At 69.6% G+C, this 21,475-nt stretch carries 16 protein-coding genes and 1 tRNA gene; 13 read left to right on the top strand and 4 right to left on the bottom strand.

What is annotated here, in order from left to right; all coding sequences use genetic code 11:
• Window positions 1–2 precede the first annotated feature (2 nt).
• Complete coding sequence (locus BLR95_RS05515) at window positions 3–581, bottom strand: ABC transporter substrate-binding protein (RefSeq protein WP_176787650.1); 579 nt, start codon at window positions 579–581, stop codon at window positions 3–5.
• A 708-nt stretch (window positions 582–1,289) separates the two neighbouring features.
• Here BLR95_RS05515 and BLR95_RS05510 point away from each other — a divergent pair.
• The 7 genes from BLR95_RS05510 (at window position 1,290) to BLR95_RS05480 (ending at window position 12,086) form a co-directional block, all read left to right on the top strand.
• Window positions 1,290–2,264, top strand: coding sequence for an MlaA family lipoprotein (locus tag BLR95_RS05510; RefSeq protein WP_092616705.1), 975 nt, complete (start codon window positions 1,290–1,292; stop codon window positions 2,262–2,264).
• 220 nt (window positions 2,265–2,484) lie between these two features.
• Window positions 2,485–3,978, top strand: a complete 1,494-nt coding sequence (locus tag BLR95_RS05505) for an adenylate/guanylate cyclase domain-containing protein (protein ID WP_176787648.1) — start codon at window positions 2,485–2,487, stop codon at window positions 3,976–3,978.
• Window positions 3,979–4,096: 118 nt separating this feature from the next.
• Entirely contained in the window at window positions 4,097–5,266 is a 1,170-nt protein-coding gene (locus BLR95_RS05500; RefSeq protein WP_092616699.1) for a phosphoserine transaminase, read from the top strand.
• 69 nt (window positions 5,267–5,335) lie between these two features.
• Window positions 5,336–6,916 carry a phosphoglycerate dehydrogenase gene (gene serA / locus BLR95_RS05495; RefSeq protein ID WP_092616696.1) on the top strand — a complete coding sequence of 527 codons (1,581 nt, stop codon included), beginning with the start codon at window positions 5,336–5,338 and terminating at the stop codon, window positions 6,914–6,916.
• A 302-nt stretch (window positions 6,917–7,218) separates the two neighbouring features.
• Entirely contained in the window at window positions 7,219–8,598 is a 1,380-nt protein-coding gene (locus BLR95_RS05490) for a methyl-accepting chemotaxis protein (protein ID WP_092616694.1), read from the top strand.
• A 615-nt stretch (window positions 8,599–9,213) separates the two neighbouring features.
• A complete protein-coding gene (gene metK, locus BLR95_RS05485) occupies window positions 9,214–10,389 on the top strand; it encodes a methionine adenosyltransferase (protein ID WP_092616691.1) in 1,176 nt (391 codons plus the stop codon).
• Window positions 10,390–10,406: 17 nt separating this feature from the next.
• Window positions 10,407–12,086 carry a glycine/sarcosine N-methyltransferase gene (locus BLR95_RS05480; protein ID WP_092616688.1) on the top strand — a complete coding sequence of 560 codons (1,680 nt, stop codon included), beginning with the start codon at window positions 10,407–10,409 and terminating at the stop codon, window positions 12,084–12,086.
• A gap of 86 nt (window positions 12,087–12,172) precedes the next feature.
• On the opposite strand, the gene BLR95_RS05475 is transcribed toward BLR95_RS05480, so the two are convergent.
• Window positions 12,173–13,261 carry a response regulator gene (locus BLR95_RS05475; protein ID WP_176787646.1) on the bottom strand — a complete coding sequence of 363 codons (1,089 nt, stop codon included), beginning with the start codon at window positions 13,259–13,261 and terminating at the stop codon, window positions 12,173–12,175.
• Between the two features lie 174 nt (window positions 13,262–13,435).
• Between BLR95_RS05475 and BLR95_RS15715 the strand changes: the two genes are divergently transcribed.
• The 6 genes from BLR95_RS15715 (at window position 13,436) to BLR95_RS05450 (ending at window position 19,085) form a co-directional block, all read left to right on the top strand.
• Window positions 13,436–13,735, top strand: a complete 300-nt coding sequence (locus BLR95_RS15715; RefSeq protein WP_176787644.1) for a DUF2312 domain-containing protein — start codon at window positions 13,436–13,438, stop codon at window positions 13,733–13,735.
• Window positions 13,736–13,779: 44 nt separating this feature from the next.
• The gene (locus BLR95_RS05470) at window positions 13,780–14,613 is read left to right on the top strand and encodes an ion transporter (protein ID WP_092616683.1); all 834 of its coding nucleotides are present in this window, start codon (window positions 13,780–13,782) and stop codon (window positions 14,611–14,613) included.
• A 105-nt stretch (window positions 14,614–14,718) separates the two neighbouring features.
• Complete coding sequence (locus tag BLR95_RS05465; RefSeq protein ID WP_092616680.1) at window positions 14,719–15,657, top strand: lysylphosphatidylglycerol synthase transmembrane domain-containing protein; 939 nt, start codon at window positions 14,719–14,721, stop codon at window positions 15,655–15,657.
• Between the two features lie 186 nt (window positions 15,658–15,843).
• Window positions 15,844–17,337, top strand: a complete 1,494-nt coding sequence (locus tag BLR95_RS05460; protein WP_092616677.1) for a leucyl aminopeptidase — start codon at window positions 15,844–15,846, stop codon at window positions 17,335–17,337.
• A 43-nt stretch (window positions 17,338–17,380) separates the two neighbouring features.
• Window positions 17,381–18,928 (top strand): leucyl aminopeptidase family protein, encoded by a 1,548-nt coding sequence (locus BLR95_RS05455; protein WP_092616674.1) that lies wholly within the window; start codon window positions 17,381–17,383, stop codon window positions 18,926–18,928.
• A gap of 81 nt (window positions 18,929–19,009) precedes the next feature.
• Window positions 19,010–19,085: transfer RNA gene (locus BLR95_RS05450), tRNA-Lys, on the top strand.
• 173 nt (window positions 19,086–19,258) lie between these two features.
• Here the strand turns inward: BLR95_RS05450 and thiD are convergent.
• Both thiD and glmM read right to left on the bottom strand, forming a co-directional pair.
• Window positions 19,259–20,080 carry a bifunctional hydroxymethylpyrimidine kinase/phosphomethylpyrimidine kinase gene (gene thiD / locus BLR95_RS05445; RefSeq protein WP_092617419.1) on the bottom strand — a complete coding sequence of 274 codons (822 nt, stop codon included), beginning with the start codon at window positions 20,078–20,080 and terminating at the stop codon, window positions 19,259–19,261.
• A complete protein-coding gene (glmM, locus tag BLR95_RS05440; RefSeq protein WP_092617416.1) occupies window positions 20,077–21,444 on the bottom strand; it encodes a phosphoglucosamine mutase in 1,368 nt (455 codons plus the stop codon). The genes thiD and glmM overlap by 4 nt, the downstream gene beginning before the upstream one ends.
• Window positions 21,445–21,475: the final 31 nt, after the last annotated feature.

Genomic DNA, 21,475 nt, shown 5'->3' with positions numbered 1-21,475 from the left:
CCCTACTCGGCCGGCGTGGCGGCCTGGGCGGGCGGCGCGGCGTCCAGCAAGGCCCGGGTCTGGGCCTTGAGGGCCTCGGCCAGGGTCTCCAGGCCGCCTTCCTTCAGGCTCCTGTCGAATTCCGAGCGGCGGGTCGCCACCTCGCTGATACCGCCATCGACCAGCACGTCCTGGATCGCCGGGGCACCCTCCCCGGCGCCAGGGCGCAGGACGTAGTCCAGCGACACCGGCTCGATCCCCGGGGCCAGCAGATGGGTGCGCACCACCACCGTGCCGCGCGGCCCCTGGAAGGCGCCCTGGGTCTTGAAGCGCACCCCCTCGCCACCCTCGAAGCGGCTGGCATAGAGCGCCGCGCTGTAGTCGGCGAAGGCGGCCGCCGCCGCCGCCCGGGCCCGCGGCGTGGCGGTGGTCCAATGGGTCCCGGCGATCAGCCGCAGCATGGCCTCGAAATCGTAGGCCCGGGCCAGTTCCGGAGCCAGGGCGGCGGCCCGCGCGGCGGTGTCGGTCGGGTGGGCCCGACCGGCCGCCAGCAGCGCCTGATGCAGGTTCTCGACCACCGCGATCATCCGCTGGCCGGTCAAGACCGCGTCGGCCGGCCCGGTATCCGGCGAAGCAACATCCGCCGAAGAAGCCGGCTTTGGGGAAGCAACCGGATCGGCCGCCGCCAGGGGGGCGTTGACCAACCCAAAAACCAGCACCGCCCCCATCATTACACGCAAAAGGTACATACGAGTCCGCTTTCGGTTTTGTGTCGGAGGCCCCCGTCAGGGCGGCACCCCTGTGTCAAAATTGCCATACCCGGCGACAAACCGCCTTGGCCACGGTATCGTCCGAATCGGGCGACCTTGTGGCCGAGCCACCCGCCGGGGTCAATGGCCAACCGCGCCGGCCTTCGGAAAGGGCGCGGAATCCTCGGGGATGTCAGGGGCCTGGGCAGCGCGATCAGGCCCTTTCCATGGCGCCACGCCGGCCCCGGCGCCGCCCTCGGACGGGGGCACCCTGGCGCATCGATATATGGACAACGCCCGCGCTTTGCGAGATGTTCACTCGGGTATGGCCGGCGCACTCGAGGAGCCGACTGGAACCCCGTGGGAAGCGCCTGGAGCCTTGGCGATCTCCCCGAACTTGACCGGGGTTGAGAGCTAACCGGGGTTGAAACCTGACCGGGGTTGACCTTGGTCACCGCCTCGGGAAGATTGTGCCGCCGATGCACGAGGGCAGAATGGGCCCCGCCGCGTCGGCGGTTCTTCTGAAGTGATTGACGTCCAGGGACGGGAGTGGATTGGGCGATGCGTTTCTTGACCCACCTTGACACGGGATCGGCCGCTGGCCGTCTGAGCCGGCTTGCCGTGGTGCTGGTGGTCGGCCTGGGCCTTGGGGCCTGCGCCGATGTGACCGCCAACCCCGATGCCCCGGCCACGCTGGCCCGCCTCAGCGCCCCGTCGGTGCCCCAGACCACCGCCGTGCAGCTGGCCGCCGATCCCTCGGTGGCCACCGACGCGCCGCAGCTGGCGGCGCTGGAGGACACCCCGGACTACGCCCACGACCCGCTTGAGCCGTTCAACAAGACCATGTTCGGCATCAACGAGTTCGCCCTGTTCTTCCTGCAGCCGGTGACGCGCAACTACGACGCCCTGACCCCGCCCTGGGTCAAGGACCGGGTGTCCAGCGTGTTCGACAACGCCGCCGCCCCGGTGACCCTGGCCAACGACCTGCTGCAGCAGGAATGGGACCGCGCCTTCGTCACCTTCCAGCGCTTTTTGATCAACAGCTCGTTCGGCATCCTGGGCCTGTTCGACATGGCCGATGCCCACTTCGGCCTGCCGCCCCACAAGGAAGACTTCGGCCAGACCCTGGGCACCTACGGGGTGGGCGACGAAATCTATCTGGTCCTGCCGCTGATCGGCCCGACCAACCCGCGCGACATGGTCGGCCGCTTTGTCGACGGCTACTTCGACCCCTTCACCTATCTCGCCCACAGCGATGTGCGCACCGGCCGCTCGGTGGCCTCCGGCGTGCTCAGCGCGTCCGACGCCCAGCCCAAGCTGGACGAGGTGCGCAAGTCCTCGGTCGACTACTACGCCGCCATCCGCGCCCTGTATCGCCAGCGCCGCCAGTCGGAGATCGACAACGGCACCGCGAGCAGCCTGCAGAACCTGCCGGCCATGACCCTGATCGACGATGGCGAGTGGAACGATCCCGGGGTGGCCGAGGAAGGCCCGACCGCCGCCGGCCAGCAGTCGATGAGCGTCGGCACCAACTGACCCCGCCCCATCGCGGGCACCCGATGACGGCCGGCGGAGACCTCTCCGCCGGCCGTTGGCGTTTCCAGGGCCGGCCCGCGCGCGGCGATGTGACTTGCCCCGCCGACAACCCGGGGTCATGGTGACCGCTCACCGAAACCACTTCCAGGGTCAGCCCATGTCGGCCTCACCCGCCCCGCTCCCCTTGGCTTCCCCCTCGGCTTCCCCCTTGGCGCCCCCCTTGGCGCCCAGCCTTGACCACGTCCCGCTCGGCTGGCGGATCACCCTGCATCTGGTGCCCCTGCTGGCGGTCGCCTTTCTGGCCTTCTACGGGCAGGTGGTTTGCCCCTTCATCAGCGGCCTGCCGCCGGCCCGGCTGCTCGCCGGGCTGCTGCTGGCCTTCGCCTTCCAGGTGGTGCTGCGCGAAACCCTGTGGCGGGTCCATGCCCGGCCCGCGCCCGGCCAGTGGATCGCCCGCCATGGCTGGTGGCTGTCGGTGATCGGCTGGGGGATCACCGGGCTGGTCGGCATGATGCTCTACTACATCGCCTACCCCGGCTACCCCTGGCACACCTTCTTCAAGCTGGGCAGCGGCTACTGGGCGCTGGGCGCCGGCATTCTGGCCCAGGCCGATTATCTGGTGCTGGAAGCCCTGTTCCGGCGCCGCGCCGCCACCGGCGACGCCCCCCGGGCAACCCCACTGGAGCGCATCGCACAGCGGCTGATGGAGGGCTACGCCCTGTTCACCGTGGTCCCCGGCGTGGTCATGGTGCTGATGGCCTGGCGTTTTCATTTCGATGGCCTGACCTCGCTCCGGGTGGCCCTCGAGGTGCTTTTCCTGGCCCTGGTCTTCGCCGTCGCGGCGCTGCTGGTGGCCGGGCTTTACGGGCGCGCCCTGAAACGCGACTGCGCCAACCTGCTCGGCGGCCTGTCCGAGGTCGGCGCCGGCCGCTTCGATCTGCGCCTCGACACCAGCCGGCCCGACGAGCTGGGGCAGGTCGCCGCCGGCCTCAACCGCATGGCCGCCGGCCTGGCCCAGCGCGAGCGCATCCGCGAGGCCTTCGGCCGCTTCGTCAACCCGGAGGTGGCGGCGGCCTTCCTGGCCCGCGAGGGCACCGCCGAGGGCGCCCTGAGCCAGGGCGGCGAACGCCGCGAGGTGGCCGTGCTGATGGCCGACATCCGGGGCTTCACCGCCCTTTCGGAAAGCCTGGAGCCGGAGGTTCTGACCGGCCTTCTGAACGGCTGCTTCGCCGAGCTGGTGGCCGCCGTGCAGGCCCATGAGGGCATGGTCGACAAGTTCATCGGCGACGGCATGATGGCGGTGTTCGGGCTGGCCGGGCGGAGCTGTCTGGCCACCTGCGCGGTCGAGGCGGCGCTTGAGATCGACTCCCGCATGGCCGCCTTCAACGCCCGCGGCGCGGCGCTCGGCCGGCCCGCCCTCACCCTTGGCCTGGGCCTGCACAAGGGGCCGGTGGTGGCCGGCTACATGGGCGCCCCGGAGCGCCTGGAGTTCACCGTCACCGGCCTGACGGTGAACGTCGCCGCCCGCCTGCAGGACGCCGCCCGCGCCCCCCGCCCGGGCCTTCTGATGAGCCGCCAGTTGGCCGACGCCCTGCCCCCGGAGATCCCCACCCGGCCGGTGGCCAGCCTGGATCTGCCCGGCCTGACCCGGCCGGTGGAGGCCTACACCACCGCCACCACCAGCGCCCTCCCCACCCGTGGGCCCGCCGGATGAAAAGCCGGTCATCTTCCGGTTTGGCCGTTGACCCGCCCCGGGTGGGGCCCTAAGAACGGAGCGGGCCACGGTCCCCCAACGGGCCGCGACCCTTCTGCAAGGAAGGGAGACATATTCCATGACAGAAAGCAGCAAGCCGACCACCCGGCCGGCCAATCCCAACTTTTCCTCCGGCCCCTGCGCCAAGCGCCCGGGGTGGACCCCGGCGGTGCTCGAGCCGGCCCTCACCGGCCGCTCGCACCGCGCCAAGCCGGCCAAGGCGCGCATCGCCGAGGTGCTGGACAAGAGCCGCGCCCTGCTCGGCCTGCCCGACGACTACCGCATCGGCATCGTCGCCGCCTCCGACACCGGGGCGGTGGAAATGGCCCTGTGGTCCCTGCTTGGGCCGCGCGGGGTGGACATGCTGGCCTGGGAAAGCTTCGGCTCGGGCTGGGTCACCGACGTGGTCAAGCAGCTCAAGCTGGCCGACGTGCGCAAGCTGGAAGCCGGCTACGGCGACCTGCCCGACCTCGCCCAGGTGGATTTCTCGCGCGACGTGGTGTTCACCTGGAATGGCACCACCTCGGGCGTCTGCGTGCCGGACGGCGACTGGATCGCCGCCGACCGCGAAGGCCTGACCATCTGCGACGCCACCTCGGCCGCCTTCGCCATGGAGCTGCCCTGGGACAAGCTCGACGTGGTCACCTACTCCTGGCAGAAGGTGCTCGGTGGCGAGGCCCAGCACGGCATCCTGATCCTTTCGCCGCGCGCCGTCGCCCGCCTGGAGAGCTTCACCCCCGACCGCCCGCTGCCCAAGATCTTCCGCCTGACCAAGGGGGGCAAGCTGATCGAGGGGGTGTTCAAGGGCGAGACCATCAACACCCCCTCCATGCTGGCCGTGGAAGACATCCGCGACGCCCTCGACTGGGCCCAGGGCCTGGGCGGCCTGTCCGCCCTGATCGGGCGCAGCCAGGCCAACCTCAAGGTGATCGCCGATTGGGTGGCGGCCACCGACTGGGTCGACTTCCTGGCCACCGATCCGGCGGTTCGCTCCTCCACCTCGATCTGCCTCAAGGTGGTGTCGGGCTGGTTCACCGCCCTTTCGGACGAGGATCAGGCCAAGGCCGCCAAGCGCATGGTCGCCCTGCTCGATGCCGAGGGCGTGGCCTACGACATCGGCGCCTACCGCGACGCCCCGCCGGGCCTCAGGCTGTGGGGCGGTGCCACCGTCGAGGCGGCCGACCTTCAGGCCCTCACCGCCTGGCTCGACTGGGCCCACGCCACCGTGCGCGCCGAGTTCGCCGCCTGATCCGGGGGCGCCTCCCGACCCGGGGGCGCCCCCTTCCCTTTTTCCGCCTGACTGCAAGGATCCGTCGCCATGCCCAAGGTGCTGGTGAGCGACAAGCTCAGCCCCTCCGCCGTTGCCGTGTTCAAGGAGCGCGGCGTTGATGTGGACGTCAAGACCGGCCTTACGCCGGAAGAGTTGCTGGAAGTGATCGGGGCCTACGACGGCCTGGCCATCCGTTCGGCGACCAAGGTCACCGCCCAGGTGCTGGAAAAGGCGCACCGCCTGAAGGTGGTCGGTCGGGCCGGCATCGGGGTCGACAACGTCGATGTCCCCGAGGCCACCCAGCGCGGCGTGGTGGTGATGAACACCCCCTACGGCAACGCCATCACCACCGCCGAGCATGCCATTGCCATGATGTTTGCCCTGGCCCGGCAGATCCCCGAGGCCAACGCCTCGACCCACGCCGGCAAGTGGGAGAAGAGCCGCTTCATGGGGGTCGAGCTGACCGGCAAGGTGCTGGGCGTCATCGGCTGCGGCAACATCGGCTCGATCGTCGCCGAGCGCGCCGTCGGCCTGCGCATGCGGGTGATCGCCTTCGATCCCTTCCTGTCGGCCGAACGCGCCGTCGACCTGGGGGTCGAGAAGGTGGAGCTGGACGAGCTGATCGGGCGCGCCGACATCATCACCCTGCACACCCCGCTGACCGACAAGACCCGGGGCATCCTGGATGCCGACGCCATCTCGCGCATGAAGCCCGGGGTGCGCATCGTCAACTGCGCCCGCGGCGGTCTGGTCGACGAGGCGGCCTTGAAGGCGGCCCTGGAAAGCGGCCATGTGGCCGGCGCGGCGCTGGACGTGTTCGCCGAGGAGCCGGCCAAGGACAACCCGCTGTTCGGCATGGCCAACGTGGTCTGCACGCCGCACCTCGGCGCCTCGACCAGCGAGGCCCAGGAGAACGTGGCCATCCAGGTGGCCGAGCAGATCAGCGACTTCCTGACCTCCGGCGCCGTCACCAACGCGCTCAACATGCCGGCCCTGAGCGCCGAGGACGCGCCGCGCCTCAGGCCCTACATGAAGCTGTGCGAGCAGCTCGGCAGCTTCGCCGGGCAGATCACCGAGACCAGCCTCAAGGGCGTGCGCATCGAGTACCAGGGCGACGTGGCCAACCTCAACACCACGCCGCTGACCGCCGTCATCCTGCAGGGCCTGCTGTCGCCGCTGCTCGATTCGGTGAACATGGTCAACGCCCCGGTGATCGCCAAGAGCCGCGACATCGAGGTCAAGCAGACCAAGAGCGAAAGCTGCGAGAACTACCACAGCCTGATCCGCCTGGAGGTGATCACCGAGCGCCAGACCCGGAGCGTCGAAGGCTCGCTGTTCGGCGGCACCTTGCCGCGTCTGGTGCGCATCAACGACATCCCGGTCGAGGCCGAGTTGGCCCCCAACATGATCTACATGGTCAACGAGGACACCCCGGGCATCATCGGCCGCCTGGGCAGCGCCCTGGCCGAGGCCGGCATCAACATCGCCTCGTTCCACCTCGGCCGCCAGACGGTGGGCGGGCAGGCGATCTGTCTGGTCCAGGTGGATGGCCCGGTGTCGGCGCCGGTGATCGAAAGCCTGAACGCCATGCCGCATGTCCTGATGGCGCGGCCCCTGACGTTCAACTGATTGATCGCCGCCTTATCGGCGCCAGAGCCGAGAGCGAAAAATCGGAACCACTTGGTGGTTCCCGATTTTTCGCTCAGATCGGCCCTGCATCCAGATCCCAGGGCAGATCGTGCGAAACCTGAAGCGCTCCGCGATTCACATTTGGCACGATCCGCTCTGGATTGAACAGTTCAGGAAAAACGCAACCAGCCAGGTTTTTTTTCTGGGCACTGACCAAAAAATGAGCGGCGGAGTCTTTCCACCGCTCATTGGCTGATGTACGATGAAACATCTTTTGACCTAGATGTTTCAACAGGTGGGTGATGCGCTTTTTCAGGAAATCCGACCCCGCCCAGTCACCCGTCGAGATTGATCCTCCCCCCACCCTCGACCTTTCCGACAGCGTCAATCCGCTGCTTGAGGGCCGCTACACGGCCGTCCCGGCGGGCCAGGAAGAGGTCGGCCGCGCCCTCAAGAAACTGGCCGTCGGGCTGGAGAAGCGGGGTTCGGAAGGACTGCGCGGCCTGGTTCAGGTGGCCATCGAAACCACCGAGGCGATGAGCGCCCTGGCCAGCCTGAACCGCGACGTGGGCGAGGTCGGGCGGGCCAGCCAGGCAATCGCCACGGCGGCCGAGGAAATGGTCGTCGGGGTGCGCGAGATCGCCAGCAGTTCCGAGGCCGCCGCCGGCGAGGCCAGCGAGGTCTCCGCCATCGCCCGCGAGGGCATGGGCGCCGCCGGGCGGGCCGAGGCCAGCATGGAGGAGATCGCCAAGGCCGTCTCCACCGCCGCCGCCCGGGTCGACACCCTGGCCGATGCCAGCGCCCAGATCGGCGCCATCGTCGCGCAGATCGAGGCGATCGCCCAGCAGACCAACCTTCTGGCGCTGAACGCCACCATCGAGGCGGCCCGCGCCGGCGAGGCCGGCAAGGGCTTCGCGGTGGTCGCCGGCGAGGTGAAGACCCTGGCCAACCAGACCGCCAAGGCGACCGAGGACATCCGCACCCGGATCAACAACCTGCGCCAGGAAATGGAGGCCATCGTCGAGTCCATGCAGACCGGCGCCCAGGCCGTCGACCAGGGCCGCGCGGTGATCGGCGAGGCCGGCGAGACCATGCGCCGCATCGGCGGTCAGGTCGATCTGGTGACCCAGCGCATGGAGGACATCGCCGGCATCCTGCAACAGCAGTCGGCGGCCTCGGCCGAGGTTTCGGAAAGCGTCCACAAGGTGGCCGCCATGGCCGAGAACAGCGTCACCGCGGTGGGCTCGGTGTGCGACGCCATGGACCGGGCCGGGAAGGTCATCAACCGCGAGGTGGACACCACCATGGCGCTCGGCATCGAGGCCAAGGTGGTGCAGGTGGCCAAGGCCGACCACGCCGCCTACAAGCGCAACATTATGGAAACCCTGGTCGGCCGCGCCAACGCCACGGCCGAGGGCCTGTCCGACTGCCATTCCTGCCGCCTCGGCCGCTGGTACGACAGCCAGAAGGATCCGGCGGTCACCAACGACCCCGCCTTCCGCGCCCTGGCCCAGCCGCACCAGCGCTTCCACGACCTGGGCAAGGCAACGCTGCGCGACTTCGAGGCCGGCGACCTGGACGGCGCCCTGTCGCGGCTGGAGGAATTGGACGAGTTGTCCCGCGTCATTTTGCAGCACCTCGACGCCCTGCACACCCACCTGCGCAAGAAACACGCCGGGTAAGGCCGCCGCCCCCTTCGCGGCCCGGAATCATGAATCTTTAATCACCACAATCTGTGCCCCGAACGCGACGGCGGGGGCGATTGGCGGGCTTCGAGCCCCATCTCCGGGTCTCTTCGGGGAATCCTGCCCCGCCGTCGAGAAGCCTGGATTTCAAGCCTTTTCCCGCTTCTTGCCCGCCCCCAAGTGAAGCGGCGACCGCAGCCAATAGGTGGCGGCCCTCTGCCACACACGCATCACGGCAGGTCCCCTTGAACATCAGGCGACCCATGATGTATCATCTGCCGGGTCAAGGGGGGGAACAGGCCGCATCGGCCCGCCTGTCATACAGGCCATTTTTCACCAACCTCTCCCCACCCCAGCCGGCACCGCCAGGAGCGGAGGGTCGGCAAGTTCGGCGTGGGTTCAATCCATCCTCGCGTGCCGCTTCCCTGACGGCACGCCGCGAACGCAGGTGCGCATCGTCACCGCGGGCGTCGGGGGTCACCCCTTGAGCGCCTGATCGTTCCACAAGGCTCGCGACCGACGGATCAACAGGACCGGGTTCCCCGTGCCCGACCGACCTCGACAGTCGGCCGCCGGCGCGCGCCCCGGCGCGACCAGGAGAAAGGGACAAACGTGACCGAAAGCTATCTGTTCACTTCCGAATCCGTGGGGGCCGGTCATCCGGACAAGCTGGCCGACAGCATTTCCGACGCCATTCTCGACGCCATCCTGAGCCAGGACCCGCTGGCCCGCGTCGCCTGCGAGACCATGGTCAACACCGGCATGTGCATCCTGTCGGGCGAGATCACCACCCGGGCCCAGGTCGACCATGCCGAGGTGGCCCGCCAGACCATCCTCGACATCGGCTACGACGATCCGCGCCATGGCTATGATGGCCGCTCCTGCGCCGTGCTGGTGGCGCTCGACAAGCAGTCGCCGGACATCGCCCAGGGGGTCAACGAGGGCGACGGCCTGGACCTGGAACAGGGGGCCGGCGACCAGGGCCTGATGTTCGGCTTCGCCTGCCGCGAAACCGAGGAACTGATGCCCCTGCCCATCCAGTTGGCCCACCGCCTGACCGCCCGCCAGGCCGAGGTGCGCCAGGCCGGCACCCTGCCCTGGCTGCGCCCGGACGTGAAAAGCCAGGTCAGCGTGCGCTACGAGGGCAGCCGACCAGCCGGCATCGATGCCGTGGTGCTGTCCACCCAGCACGACGAGGAGGTGAGCCATGAAACCCTGCGCGAGGCGGTGATCGAGGAAATCGTCCGCCCCTGCCTGCCGACCTCCTTCCTGTCCGCCGACACCGCCTATCACATCAACCCCACCGGACGCTTCGTCATCGGCGGGCCGGTCGGCGACTGCGGCCTGACCGGGCGCAAGATCATCGTCGACACCTACGGCGGCATGGGCCGCCATGGTGGCGGCGCCTTCTCCGGCAAGGACCCCTCGAAGGTCGACCGTTCGGCGGCCTATGCGGCGCGCTACGTGGCCAAGAACATCGTCGCCGCCGGGCTGGCCGAGCGCTGCGAGTTGCAACTGGCCTACGCCATCGGCGTCGCCCGCCCGGTGTCGATCCGGGTCGACACCTTCGGCACCGCCGCCCTGCCCGAGGCCCGCATCGAGGCGCTGGTGCGCGAGCACTTCGATCTTCGGCCCAAGGGCATCATCGCCATGCTCGACCTGCTGCGGCCGATCTACCGCCAGACCGCCGCCTACGGCCACTTCGGGCGGGCCGGCCTGCCGTGGGAGGAAACCGACCGCGCCGCCGGGCTGGCCGCCGATGCCGGCACCAGCAGCGCCGCCGAATGACAAGGGGGAAAACCACCATGGAAAAGATCGATTTTCGCGAGCGCAACACCGATCTGGTCACCGAGCATCAGGACTACGGCGAGGATCCCACCGCGGTGCGCGACAGCGACCACTACCGCGCCGAGTACGTCCACACCTTCGTCGAGAAGTGGGACGAGTTGATCGACTGGGAGGCCCGGGCCGAAAGCGAGGGCCGCTTCTTCATCGACGTGCTGAAGGCGCGCGGCAAGACCCGCATCCTGGACGCCGCCTGCGGCACCGGCTTCCACTCGGTGCAGCTGATCCGCGCCGGCTTCGACGTCACCTCGGTCGATGGCTCGGCGGCCATGCTTGCGCGGGCCTTCGAGAACGCCAAGGACCACCACATCATCCTGCGCACCTGTCAGGCCGACTGGCGCTTCCTGAACAAGGACCTGCACGGCAAGTACGACGCCATCATCTGCCTGGGCAACAGCTTCACCCACCTGTTCGACGAACAGGACCGGCGCCGCGCCCTGGCCGAGTTCTATGCCGCGCTGAAGCATGACGGCGTGCTGATCATCGACCAGCGCAACTACGACGCCATCCTCGACCACGGTTACAGCAGCCACCACAAGTTCTACTACTGCGGCGACCGGGTGGTGGCCGAGCCCGAGCACATGGACGACGGGCTGGCCCGCTTCCGCTACTCCTTCCCCGACGGGTCGGAGTACAAGCTCAACATGTTCCCGCTGCGCAAGAACTACATGCGCCGCCTGCTCACCGAGGCCGGCTTCCAGCACATCCGCACCTTCGGCGACTTCCAGGAAACCTACCAGGAGGACGACCCGGACTTCTTCATCCACGTCGCCGCCAAGAGTTACGATCCGGAGCGCGGCGCCCGCGACCTGAAGCAGATCGCCTCGGTGGCCGAAACCTATTACGACAGCGGCGATGCGGACAATTTCTACTACCATATCTGGGGTGGCGAGGACATTCACATCGGCCTGTACGAGAACACCCCGGGCGAAACCATCAAGGACGCCAGCCGGCGCACGGTCGATACCATGGCCGAGCAGGTCGAGTTGGGACCGGAGAGCCGGGTGCTCGACATCGGGGCCGGTTACGGCGGCGCGGCGCGCCGTCTGGCCGCCACCCGGGGCTGCCGGGTGCACTGCCTCAACATCTCCGAAACCCAGAACGGGAAGAACCGCCGCCTGAGCGCCGAACAGGGCCTGGACGACAGGATCACCGTGGTCCACGGCAGCTTCGAGGACGTGCCGGAGCCCTCCGGGCGCTTCGACGTGGTGTGGTCGCAGGATGCCATCCTGCACGCCGGCGACCGCGAGCTGGTGCTGGAAGAGGCGTTCCGGGTGCTGAAGCCCGGCGGCCACCTGATCTTCACCGACCCGATGGAGATCGACCACGTGGAACCCGGGGTGCTGAAGCCGGTCTATGACCGCATCCATCTGGAAAACCTGGGTTCCATCGGCTTCTACACCGAGGCGGCCAGGCGCGTCGGGTTCGCGCCGGTGTCGGTGACCGATCTTGGCCACCACCTGCCGCGCCACTACGGCCGCGTCGCCGAGGTGCTGCGCGAGCAGTACAACGAGCTGGCCCGGGTGTGCAGCCGCGGCTATCTGGACCGCATGCTGGTCGGCCTCGACAACTGGGTGAAGGCTGGCGAGGCCGGGCATCTGGCCTGGGGCATCCTGCACTTCCGCAAGCCGGAAGCCTGATCTCCCTCTCCCACGCCGACGCCGCGCCCCGGGGGGTGGCGCCGGTTTCCACCTGCGAACCGGCGCCACCCCCGGGCGGCGCCGGATCAGGGGCGGCCGGGCTTGCGCCCTGCCTCGTCGTGGCGGGCGATGGCCTGGGTCAGGGTACGCAGCAGCTCGCGGCCGACCTCGCCGCCGTCGCCGGCGATGCGGTCGCGGATCACGGCCCGCATGGCGTCGATGTGCGCCTCGACGACGCCCAGGTGGCTGTCGTGCTCCGAACAGCCCGACCGGGTCGCCTCGTACAGCGACTTGGCGAACACGGTGATCAGGGGATAGCCGAAGGTGCCGCCCTGGCCGCGCAACTCGTGGGCGACCAGATTGATCTCGTCCAGATCCTGGCGCCGGTGGGCCGGAAAGCGGCGCGTCTGCTCGACCAGATCGGCCAGCCGGCTGAGGTAGTTGACCGCCCACTCGTGGAAATCGAGGGCGGAGCGCTCAAGCTGCTGCTCGGCCTCCTCCAGCAGTTCCCGGGGCAGGGCGAAGGCGGCCCGAAGGTTGCCGCCCAGCTTTTCCTTCAGTGTGTTGGGCAGCCGGAACACCCAGACATCGGACGGATTCCTGGGCCGTTTCACGTTGTCGGCCGAGTAGACCTGGGTGATGTGGTCGTCGCCCTGGCGGCGACGGTCGGGCAGCCCTTCCGGCGTCGGCAGGTGACGCCGCCGGCGATCCGGGCCGAAGTAGCTCTGGCAGGCGATGAACGGGCGCGGATGGTCGATCACCCACTGGATGCGCTCGTACACCGAGTTGACCGAGAACGGCTTGGCCAGGAACTCGGTGGTGCCCAGGTCGCGGGCCGCCTCGACGTACTCCCGGTCGGCCGCCCCGGAGACCATGATGAAGGGCACGAAGCGGTTGGGGCTGTCCTTCTGCTGGCGGATCCATTTCAACAGCAGCACGCCGTTGATCGGCGACATGACCAGATCGGACATGATCAGGTCCACGTTCAGCACGCCGGCCCCCGGGTTGCCCGAGTGGTTCAACAGCTTCAGGAGCTTCACCGCGTCCTCGCCGTTGCGGGCCAGGACGATCTTCTCGAATCCCAGGTGGCGCAACGTCTGCTCGAGGATGTCGCGGATATAGAGGTTGTCCTCGACCAAAAGGACGGAAAGGTTTTGCAGGGGCGTGGTTGGCACGGGCGGTCTCGGGCTCGTCGGTTTCGCGTTGACCCGCCTTTCAACATAGGGCAAGAGGGCCGACAAGGCCACCAGCCCGGCTCCCGCGTCCGCCCTGGCGAGACTCTGCCCCCGGGCTTTTGCCTTTCCCCCGTTTTGTCTTGCCCGCGCCCCCGGCGGCGCCAGGAGGAACCCATGTCCGACGACTCCCCCACCTTCGATGAACCCGTGGATGGGCAGGTGGCCCGCCCGACCAACGTCGGCGGCGTGGCGGGCGACCAGTTGCGCAGTCTGGTCGAGCGCATCGAGCGGCTGGAGGAAGAGAAGAAAAACCTGATGGCCGACATCAAGGACGTCTATGCCGAGGCCAAGGGCAACGGCTTCGACACCAAGATCATCCGCAAGATCGTCAGCTTGCGGAAAAAGGAAGACCACGAGCGGCGCGAGGAAGAAGAGCTGCTGGCGGTCTATCAGGCCGCCCTGGGCATGGACTGAGCTTGAGCATGAACAGAACAGGGCACGGATAAGGCGCCACCGTCATGAGCCCCTCTGCCTCCGATACCGGCTGGGCCGCCCGCCTCGGCCGCTTTGCCGAGAGCGCCCCGGCGCAGCGCACGATCACCGCCCTGATCATCGCCAACGCCGTCTCCCTGGGCCTGGAGACGGTGCCCTGGGTGGTCGAGCGGGCCGGCCTGTGGCTGTACGCCTTCGACCGTCTGGTGCTTGCCGTCTTCGTGGCCGAGATCGCCGCCAAGCTGGCCTGGCGCCGCTTCGGGTTCTTCCGCAACGGTTGGAACGTCTTCGATTTCGTGATCGTCGGCTTCGCCCTGCTGCCGGCGGCCGGGCCGCTGGCCGTGCTGCGCGCCCTGCGCATCTTAAGGGTGCTGCGCCTGCTGTCGGTGGTGCCGCAGATGCGCCGGGTGGTCGGGGCGCTGTTGCAGGCGGTGCCCGGACTACTCAGCGTCGGCGCCATCATCCTGCTGTTCTTCTATGTCGGGGCGGTGCTGGCGACCAAGCTGTTCGGAGCCACCTTTCCCGACTGGTTCGGCTCCATCGGGGCCAGCATGTACACCCTGTTCCAGGTGATGACCCTGGAAAGCTGGTCGATGGGCATCGTGCGCCCGGTGATGGACGTCTACCCGCTGGCCTGGATGTTCTTCGTGCCGTTCATCGTGGTGACCAGCTTCGCCATCCTCAACCTGTTCATCGGCATCATCGTCGACGCCACCCAGACGGTGCACCAGCAGGAGGACGAGGCGGCGGCGGCGCGCAGCGGCGAGCTGCACCCGGCCGAGGCGGCCCTGGTCGAGCTCCGCGCCCTGCGCGCCGAGGTGGCCGAGTTGAAGGATCTGCTGGGCCAGGGACGAAACTGACCGCCCCCGGCGACGCCTTATTCCTTGACAGGCGGCCGGGGAAAGGGTTTTGCCCAGACGGTCATCCCCATTCCGCTCCCCGCTCGCCTGGAAAGGCCGTATCCCGTGCCCCGCTGGCTTCCCTGGCTGCTGAAAGGCGGCCTCTCCCTTGGCCTGATCGCCCTGGTCCTGTCGCGCGTCGACCTTGAGAGCGCGTTGAGCCGCATCGCCGGGGTCGATCCGGCGTGGCTGGCCGCCGCCGCCGGGCTGGTGCTGGCGCAGATCGTGCTGGGCTCCGTGCGCTGGCGGCTGGTCCTGCTGGCCCTGGACGGTGGCCTGGATTTCCTGACCACCCTGCGCCTCTATGTCATCGGCGTGTTCTTCAACGTCTGCCTGCCCGGCGCCGTGGGCGGCGACGCGGTGCGCATGTGGAAGGTGCGGCAGGCCGGCCTGTCGCTGGACCGGGCGGTGAACTCGGTGCTGCTGGAGCGGGTGGCCACGGTGTTCGCCCTGTTGCTGCTGGTCACCGCGCTCGAGCCGCTGCTGTTCGACCGTCTGGCCGGTGACCCGGTGCTTTATGTCTTCCCCGCCCTTGCCGTGGCCGGACTGCTCGGCATCGCCCTGCTGACCCAGCTCGACCGCCTGCCCACCGACTGGCGCCGCTGGCGGCTGGTGCGTGGCCTTCAGGCGGTGGCCCGCGACGCCCGGCTGTTGTTCCTCAAGGCCGGGCGGGCGGTGCCGGTGCTGCTGATCGCCGCCCTCGGCCACCTGCTGCTCAGCCTGTCGGCCTGGGCCCTGGCCCGGGGGCTGGACATCGAGCTGGCGGCGGGCGACGCCCTGGTGCTCATCCCGCCGGTCATCCTGGCCATGACCGTGCCCATCTCGATCGCCGGCTGGGGGGTGCGCGAAGGCGCCATGGTGGTCGCCCTGGCCACCGTCGGGGTGGCCGCCGGGCCGGCGGTGGCGCTGTCGATCCTGTGGGGCCTGCTGATGACCGCCGTCAGCCTGCCCGGCGGCGTGGTCTTCCTGCTCTCGGCGGAGCGCCACCAGCCCCCCCCCGTCTGAGCGCCCCCGCGCCCCCTCTCCCTCCCCCGCCCCAGATGGGGGCTTAAAATCGCCCGCGTCGATGGGCTAAGCTGGGGAACAAACTGGGGGATAAGGTTCCCAACACGCTGGCATCGATCCACGATCGACCAAATATGGTAAGCGCTCGACCCCATCCGATTGCTGTATGCGCAAGGAGTTCTTTCGATGAAGCTTGGTTTTTCCAAACGCGCCCTGCCGGAAACCGGCGCCCTGGCCGTTGGCGTGCTGGACGGCGGCACCCTGACCCCGCTGGCCGAGGAGCTGGACGCGCTGACCGAAGGCGCCCTGACCCGCGCCATCAAGGGCGGCCTGTTCACCGGCAAGCGCGACCAGACCCTGGTCCTGCCGGCGCCGGCCGGAACCAAGCTGAGCCATGTCCTGCTGCTCGGCCTCGGCCCGGCGGCCGAATTGACCGCCGTGCACTGCCAGAACCTGGGCGGCACGGCCTATGGCCGGCTGGCCGCGGTGGGTGCCGAGAGCGTCGCCATCGTGGTCGATGATCTGGCCGGCCTGCCGGTGGCCCCGGCCGAGGCGGCGGCCGAGGTGGCCTTCGGGGCGCGGCTGGCGGCCTACCGCTTCGACCGCTACCGGACCTCCGAGAAGAAGGAGGACAAGCCCCGGGTCAAGAAGATCACCATCCTGACCGACGCCGCCCGCCCGGCCAAGACCGCCTGGGCCGCCCGCGAGGCACTGGCCGAGGGCGTCATCCTGGCCCGCGATCTGGTCAGCGAGCCGGCCAACATCCTGAGCCCGGAAGAGTTCGCCAAGCGGGCCCAGGAACTGGAAGCGGTCGGCCTGACCGTCAAGGTGCTCGACGAGAAGGAGATGGCCCGCCTGGGCATGGGCGCCCTGCTCGGCGTCGGCCAGGGCAGCGCCCAGGACAGCCGGCTGGTCACCCTGGAATGGGCCGGCGGCAAGAAGAAGGCCGATCCGGTGGCCTTCGTCGGCAAGGGCGTGTGCTTCGATTCCGGCGGCATCTCCATCAAGCCGGCCGGCGGCATGGAGGACATGAAGTGGGACATGGGCGGGGCCGCCGTGGTCACCGGCCTGATGAAGACCCTGGCCCTGCGCAAGGCCAAGCTGAACGCCGTGGGCATCCTGGGGCTGGTCGAGAACATGCCTTCGGGCACCGCCCAGCGGCCGGGCGACGTGGTCACCTCGCTGTCCGGGCAGACCATCGAGGTCATCAACACCGACGCCGAGGGCCGCCTCGTCCTGGCCGACGCCCTGACCTACGTGCAGGACACCTTCAACCCCAAGGCGATCATCGATCTGGCCACCCTGACCGGGGCCATCATCATCAGCCTGGGCAGCGAGCACGCCGGCCTGTTCAGCAACGACGACACCCTGGCCGGGGCGCTTGCCGAGGCCGGGCTGGCCAGCGGCGAAAAACTGTGGCGCCTGCCGCTGGACGCCGCCTACGACAAGCAGCTCAAGTCCGAGATCGCCGACATGAAGAACGTCGGCGGTCGCGAGGCCGGCAGCATCACCGCCGCCCAGTTCCTGAAGCGCTTCATCAAGAACGACACCCCCTGGGCCCACCTGGACATCGCCGGCGTCACCTGGTCGAAGAAGGATTCCCCCACCGTGCCCAAGGGCGGCACCGGCTTCGGGGTGCGCCTGCTCGACCGGCTGGTCAGCGAAACCTGGGAAAGCTGAGGCGGGCCGGGGGGGGCGCCGTGGTGGCAAGGGGGGCCGCGCCGTGATCGAGGTCGAGTTCGCCCGCCGGGGCGACGCCGATGGAGCCGCCCTGATTCTCGGGGTGGGCCGCGACCGCAAGCTGACCACCATGGCCCGGGCCTTCGATGCCCGGGGCCAGTTGCAGCGGGCCGTCAAGAAGACCAAGGCGTTCCGCGGCAAGATCGGCCAAAGCCTGGAGGTGCCGGCCCCGGCCGGCGGGGCCAGCGGCGCCGGGCGGGTGATCCTGCTCGGTCTCGGCCAGCCGGCCACCCAGGCCCCCACCCCCGGTCCCCGTCAGGCCCTGGCCCTGGGCGGCGTCGCCGCCGGGGCGCTGGCCGGGCGGCCGGAAAACCGGGTGGTGGTCGACCTGGGCCTGGATGCCGAGGGGGCGGCGCGCTTCGCCCTCGGCCTGGCCTTGCGGGCCGCCGGGCGGGTCGATCTGGCCTCGCGCCCGCGCGAGGCGGGCGACATGGCCCCGGTGCCGATCACCCGGGCCACCCTGCTCACCCCCTTCCCCCGGGTCGCGGCCGAACTTTGGGAGAGCCTCAAGGAAGTCGCCGCCGGAGTGCTGCTGGCCCGCCGCCTGACCGATCTGCCGGCCAACCTGATGGACCCGGCGGCGATGGTCGATCAGGCCCGCCGGCTGACCGAAATGGGCGTCGGGCTCGAGGTGATCGAGGGCCCGGCGGTGGCGGCGGCCGGGCTTGGCCTGCTGGCCGCCGTCGGCCAGGGCAGCGCTCGGCCGCCGGCCCTGGCGGTGCTCTCCTGGCGCCCGCGTCCGGACGACCCACGGCCGCCCGTGATGCTGGTCGGCAAGGGACTGTGCTTCGACAGCGGCGGCCTGTCCATCAAGCCGGCCGGCGGCATGGCGACCATGAAGGACGACATGGCCGGCGCCGCCACCGTGCTCGGCACCCTGCGCGCGGTGGCCGGGGCCAGGCTTGACGTGCCGGTGGTCGGGCTGCTGGCGCTGGCCGAAAACATGCCCTCGGGCAGCGCCTTTCGTCCCGGCGACGTGCTGACCTCGGTGAGTGGCACCACCGTCGAGGTGATCGACACCGACGCCGAGGGTCGCCTCGTCCTGGCCGATGCCCTGGGCTGGGGCATCCGGACCCTGAAACCCCGGGCGGTGATCGATCTGGCCACCCTGACCGGCTCGGTGGTGGCGACGCTGGGCCGCCACAAGGGCGGCCTGTTCAGCCGCCACGACGATCTGGCCGCCGCTTTGTCGGCCCACGGCGAGGCCACCGCCGAGGATCTGTGGCGCCTCCCCCTGCCCGAGGACGAGGTGGAGGAGCTTCAGTCGCCGATCGCCGACATTCGCCAATGCGCGCCGGCCGGCGGCCTGCTGCCCGACGCCCTGCACGCCGCCGCCTTCCTGTCGCGCTTCGTGCCCGAGGATGTGCCCTGGGCGCACCTTGACATCGCCGGCGTCGGCTGCGGCACCGACCCGGAGGCCGAGGACGCCCCCTCCCCGCGCCCGGTCCCCTGGCTGGACGACGGCGGCGCCCCGGGCTTTGGCGTGCGCCTGCTGTTCGAGTGGCTGAGGAGCGGTCAGGAAACCGCGTAGCCCCCCTTTGCAGCGGCGGAAGCGGGTCAAAAAGGCGGTTTTCCCGCGCCCCGTTTTGCTATAGGGTGCGCCTCCCGCGTCGGGCCCGTAGCTCAGTTGGTAGAGCATCTGACTTTTAATCAGGCGGTCACAGGTTCGAATCCTGTCGGGCTCACCAGAGATATCCCTTGAAATCAAGGCACTGAAGGGCGCCCTTGGTGGGGAAGAAAGGGAACATCTGAAAACCGTTCAACTCAGTTTCGGTTGAACGTTCAACTTTCCGTTCCAGCTTCACCCCTGTTCCCCGGGGCGCCCCTCATCGACAGCGTCGCCCTCCCCGACGCCGCTGGCTTACACCCCTCCGAACCGCCCCACCGTATGGGCGTGGTTGAGGGGGCCGTGGCCGCGGCCGAAGCCGGGGGCGGTGGCGATGGCCTGGGCGACGTAGGCGCGGGCGCGGCCGGTGGCGCGGGCCAGGTCCAGGCCCTGGGCCAGACTGGCCGCCAGGGCCGAGGCCAGCGTGCACCCCGTGCCGTGGGTCGAGGTGGTGGCCAGACGCGGCCCCTCGAAGCGGTGCAACCCACCCTCGGCATCAATCAGGAGATCGACCAGCGGCCCCTCGCCAACCAGATGGCCGCCCTTCAGCAGCACCGCGTCGGGCCCCAGGGCCTTCAGTTCACGGGCCGCCTCTTCCATGCGCTCGACGGTGTCGATGGTGCCGCCGCCGAGCAGCGCCTCGGCCTCCGGCAGGTTGGGGGTGATCACCGTGGCCCGGGGCAAAAGCACGCTGCGCATGGCCTCGACGGCCTCCTCGGCGAGCAGCCGGTGCCCCCCCTTGGCGACCATCACCGGATCGACCACCAGGGGCAGTCGGCCCTCGGGATCGGCCTCGGCCAGTGCCTCGGCCACGGCGGTGATGACCTCGGCGGTGGCCAGCATGCCGGTCTTCACCACGTCGGCGCCCAGATCGTCCAGCACCAGATGGATTTGCTGACGGACGAAGTCCAACGGCACGGCGTGGACCCCGAACACCCCTTCGGTGTTCTGCGCGGTCAGGGCGGTGATGGCGGTCATGGCGTAGGCGCGCAGGCAGGTGACCGCCTTGATGTCGGCCTGGATGCCGGCGCCGCCCCCGGAATCGGAGCCGGCAACAATCAGCACACGTCCCTTCACGGCGCCCCCGCCCCGGCGCGGATGGCGCCGCACAGATCATCCACCACGCTGCCCAGCAGCCCTTCATCCTCGCCCTCGGCCATGACGCGGATCAAGGGCTCGGTGCCCGACTTGCGGACCAGCAGCCGGCCGCAGCCGTTGAGCCGTGCCTCGGCATCGCGGATGGCCGCCCCCACCGGGGCGCCGGCGAGCACCCCGGCGGCGTCCACCCCGGCCTCCAGGCGCACGTTCTTCAGCACCTGGGGCAGGGTTTCCACCTGGCGCATGACGGCGCTGGCCGGGCCGCCGGCGCGGACCACCTCGGCCAGCACCTGAAGGGCGGCCACCAGCCCGTCGCCGGTGGTGGCGTGGTCGCCCAGAACCACGTGGCCCGACTGCTCGCCGCCCACGTTGAAGCCGCCGGCGCGCATCTCCTCGACCACGTAGCGGTCGCCCACCTTGGTGCGCACCAGCTCCAGCCCGTGGCTCAGCAGGAAGCGCTCCAGGCCCAGGTTGCTCATCACGGTGGCCACGATGCCCGGCCCCTTGAGGCGCCCGTCGCGCTTCCAGGCGGCGGCGATCAGGCCCAGCACCTGGTCGCCATCGACCACGCGGCCGGCCTCGTCGCACAGCACCACCCGGTCGGCGTCGCCATCCAGGGCGAGGCCCAGGTCGGCGCCGTGGCGAAGCACTTCCTCGGCCATCAGCTCAGGGTGCAACGAGCCGCAGTCGCGGTTGATGTTGAAGCCGTCCGGAGCCACCGCCACCGGCACCACCTCGGCCCCCAACTCCCACAGCACCTGGGGCGCGGTGCGATAGGCCGCCCCGTTGGCGCAATCAACGACAATCTTCAGATCGTCCAGACGCAGGCCGCGCGGGAAGGTGGCCTTGGCGTGCTCGATGTAGCGCCCGGAGGCGTCTTCCAGCCGGCGCGCCCGGCCCAGCTTGTGGGGTGGGGCGTGGTGGGCGGCCAGCCCGTTGTGGAACAGCCGCTCGATCTCCGCCTCCACGGCGTCGGACAGCTTGTAGCCGTCCGGCCCGAACAGCTTGATGCCGTTGTCCTGATAGGGGTTGTGCGAGGCCGAGATCATCACCCCCAGGTCGGCCCGCATGGAGCGGGTCAGCATGGCCACCGCCGGGGTCGGCAGCGGCCCGACCAGGGCGACGTCCATGCCCATGGCGATGAAACCGGCGGTCAGCGCGGGCTCGATCAGGTAGCCGGAGAGCCGGGTATCCTTGGCGATGACCACGGTGTGGCGGTGCTCGCCTCGGGTGAAGTAATGACCGGCCGCCATGCCCAGCCGCATGGCGGTCTCGGCGGTCATCGGTTCCTGGTTGGCGGTGCCCCGCACCCCATCGGTGCCGAACAGCTTGCGCGCGCTCATGAACTCGTCCAGCTCCAATCCTTGGTGGATA

The sequence above is a fragment of the Roseospirillum parvum genome, from assembly GCF_900100455.1.
Lineage (GTDB): Bacteria > Pseudomonadota > Alphaproteobacteria > Rhodospirillales > Rhodospirillaceae > Roseospirillum > Roseospirillum parvum.
The sequence above is the reverse complement of the archived record's forward strand: the minus strand, read 5'-3'. Positions and strand labels throughout refer to the sequence as shown.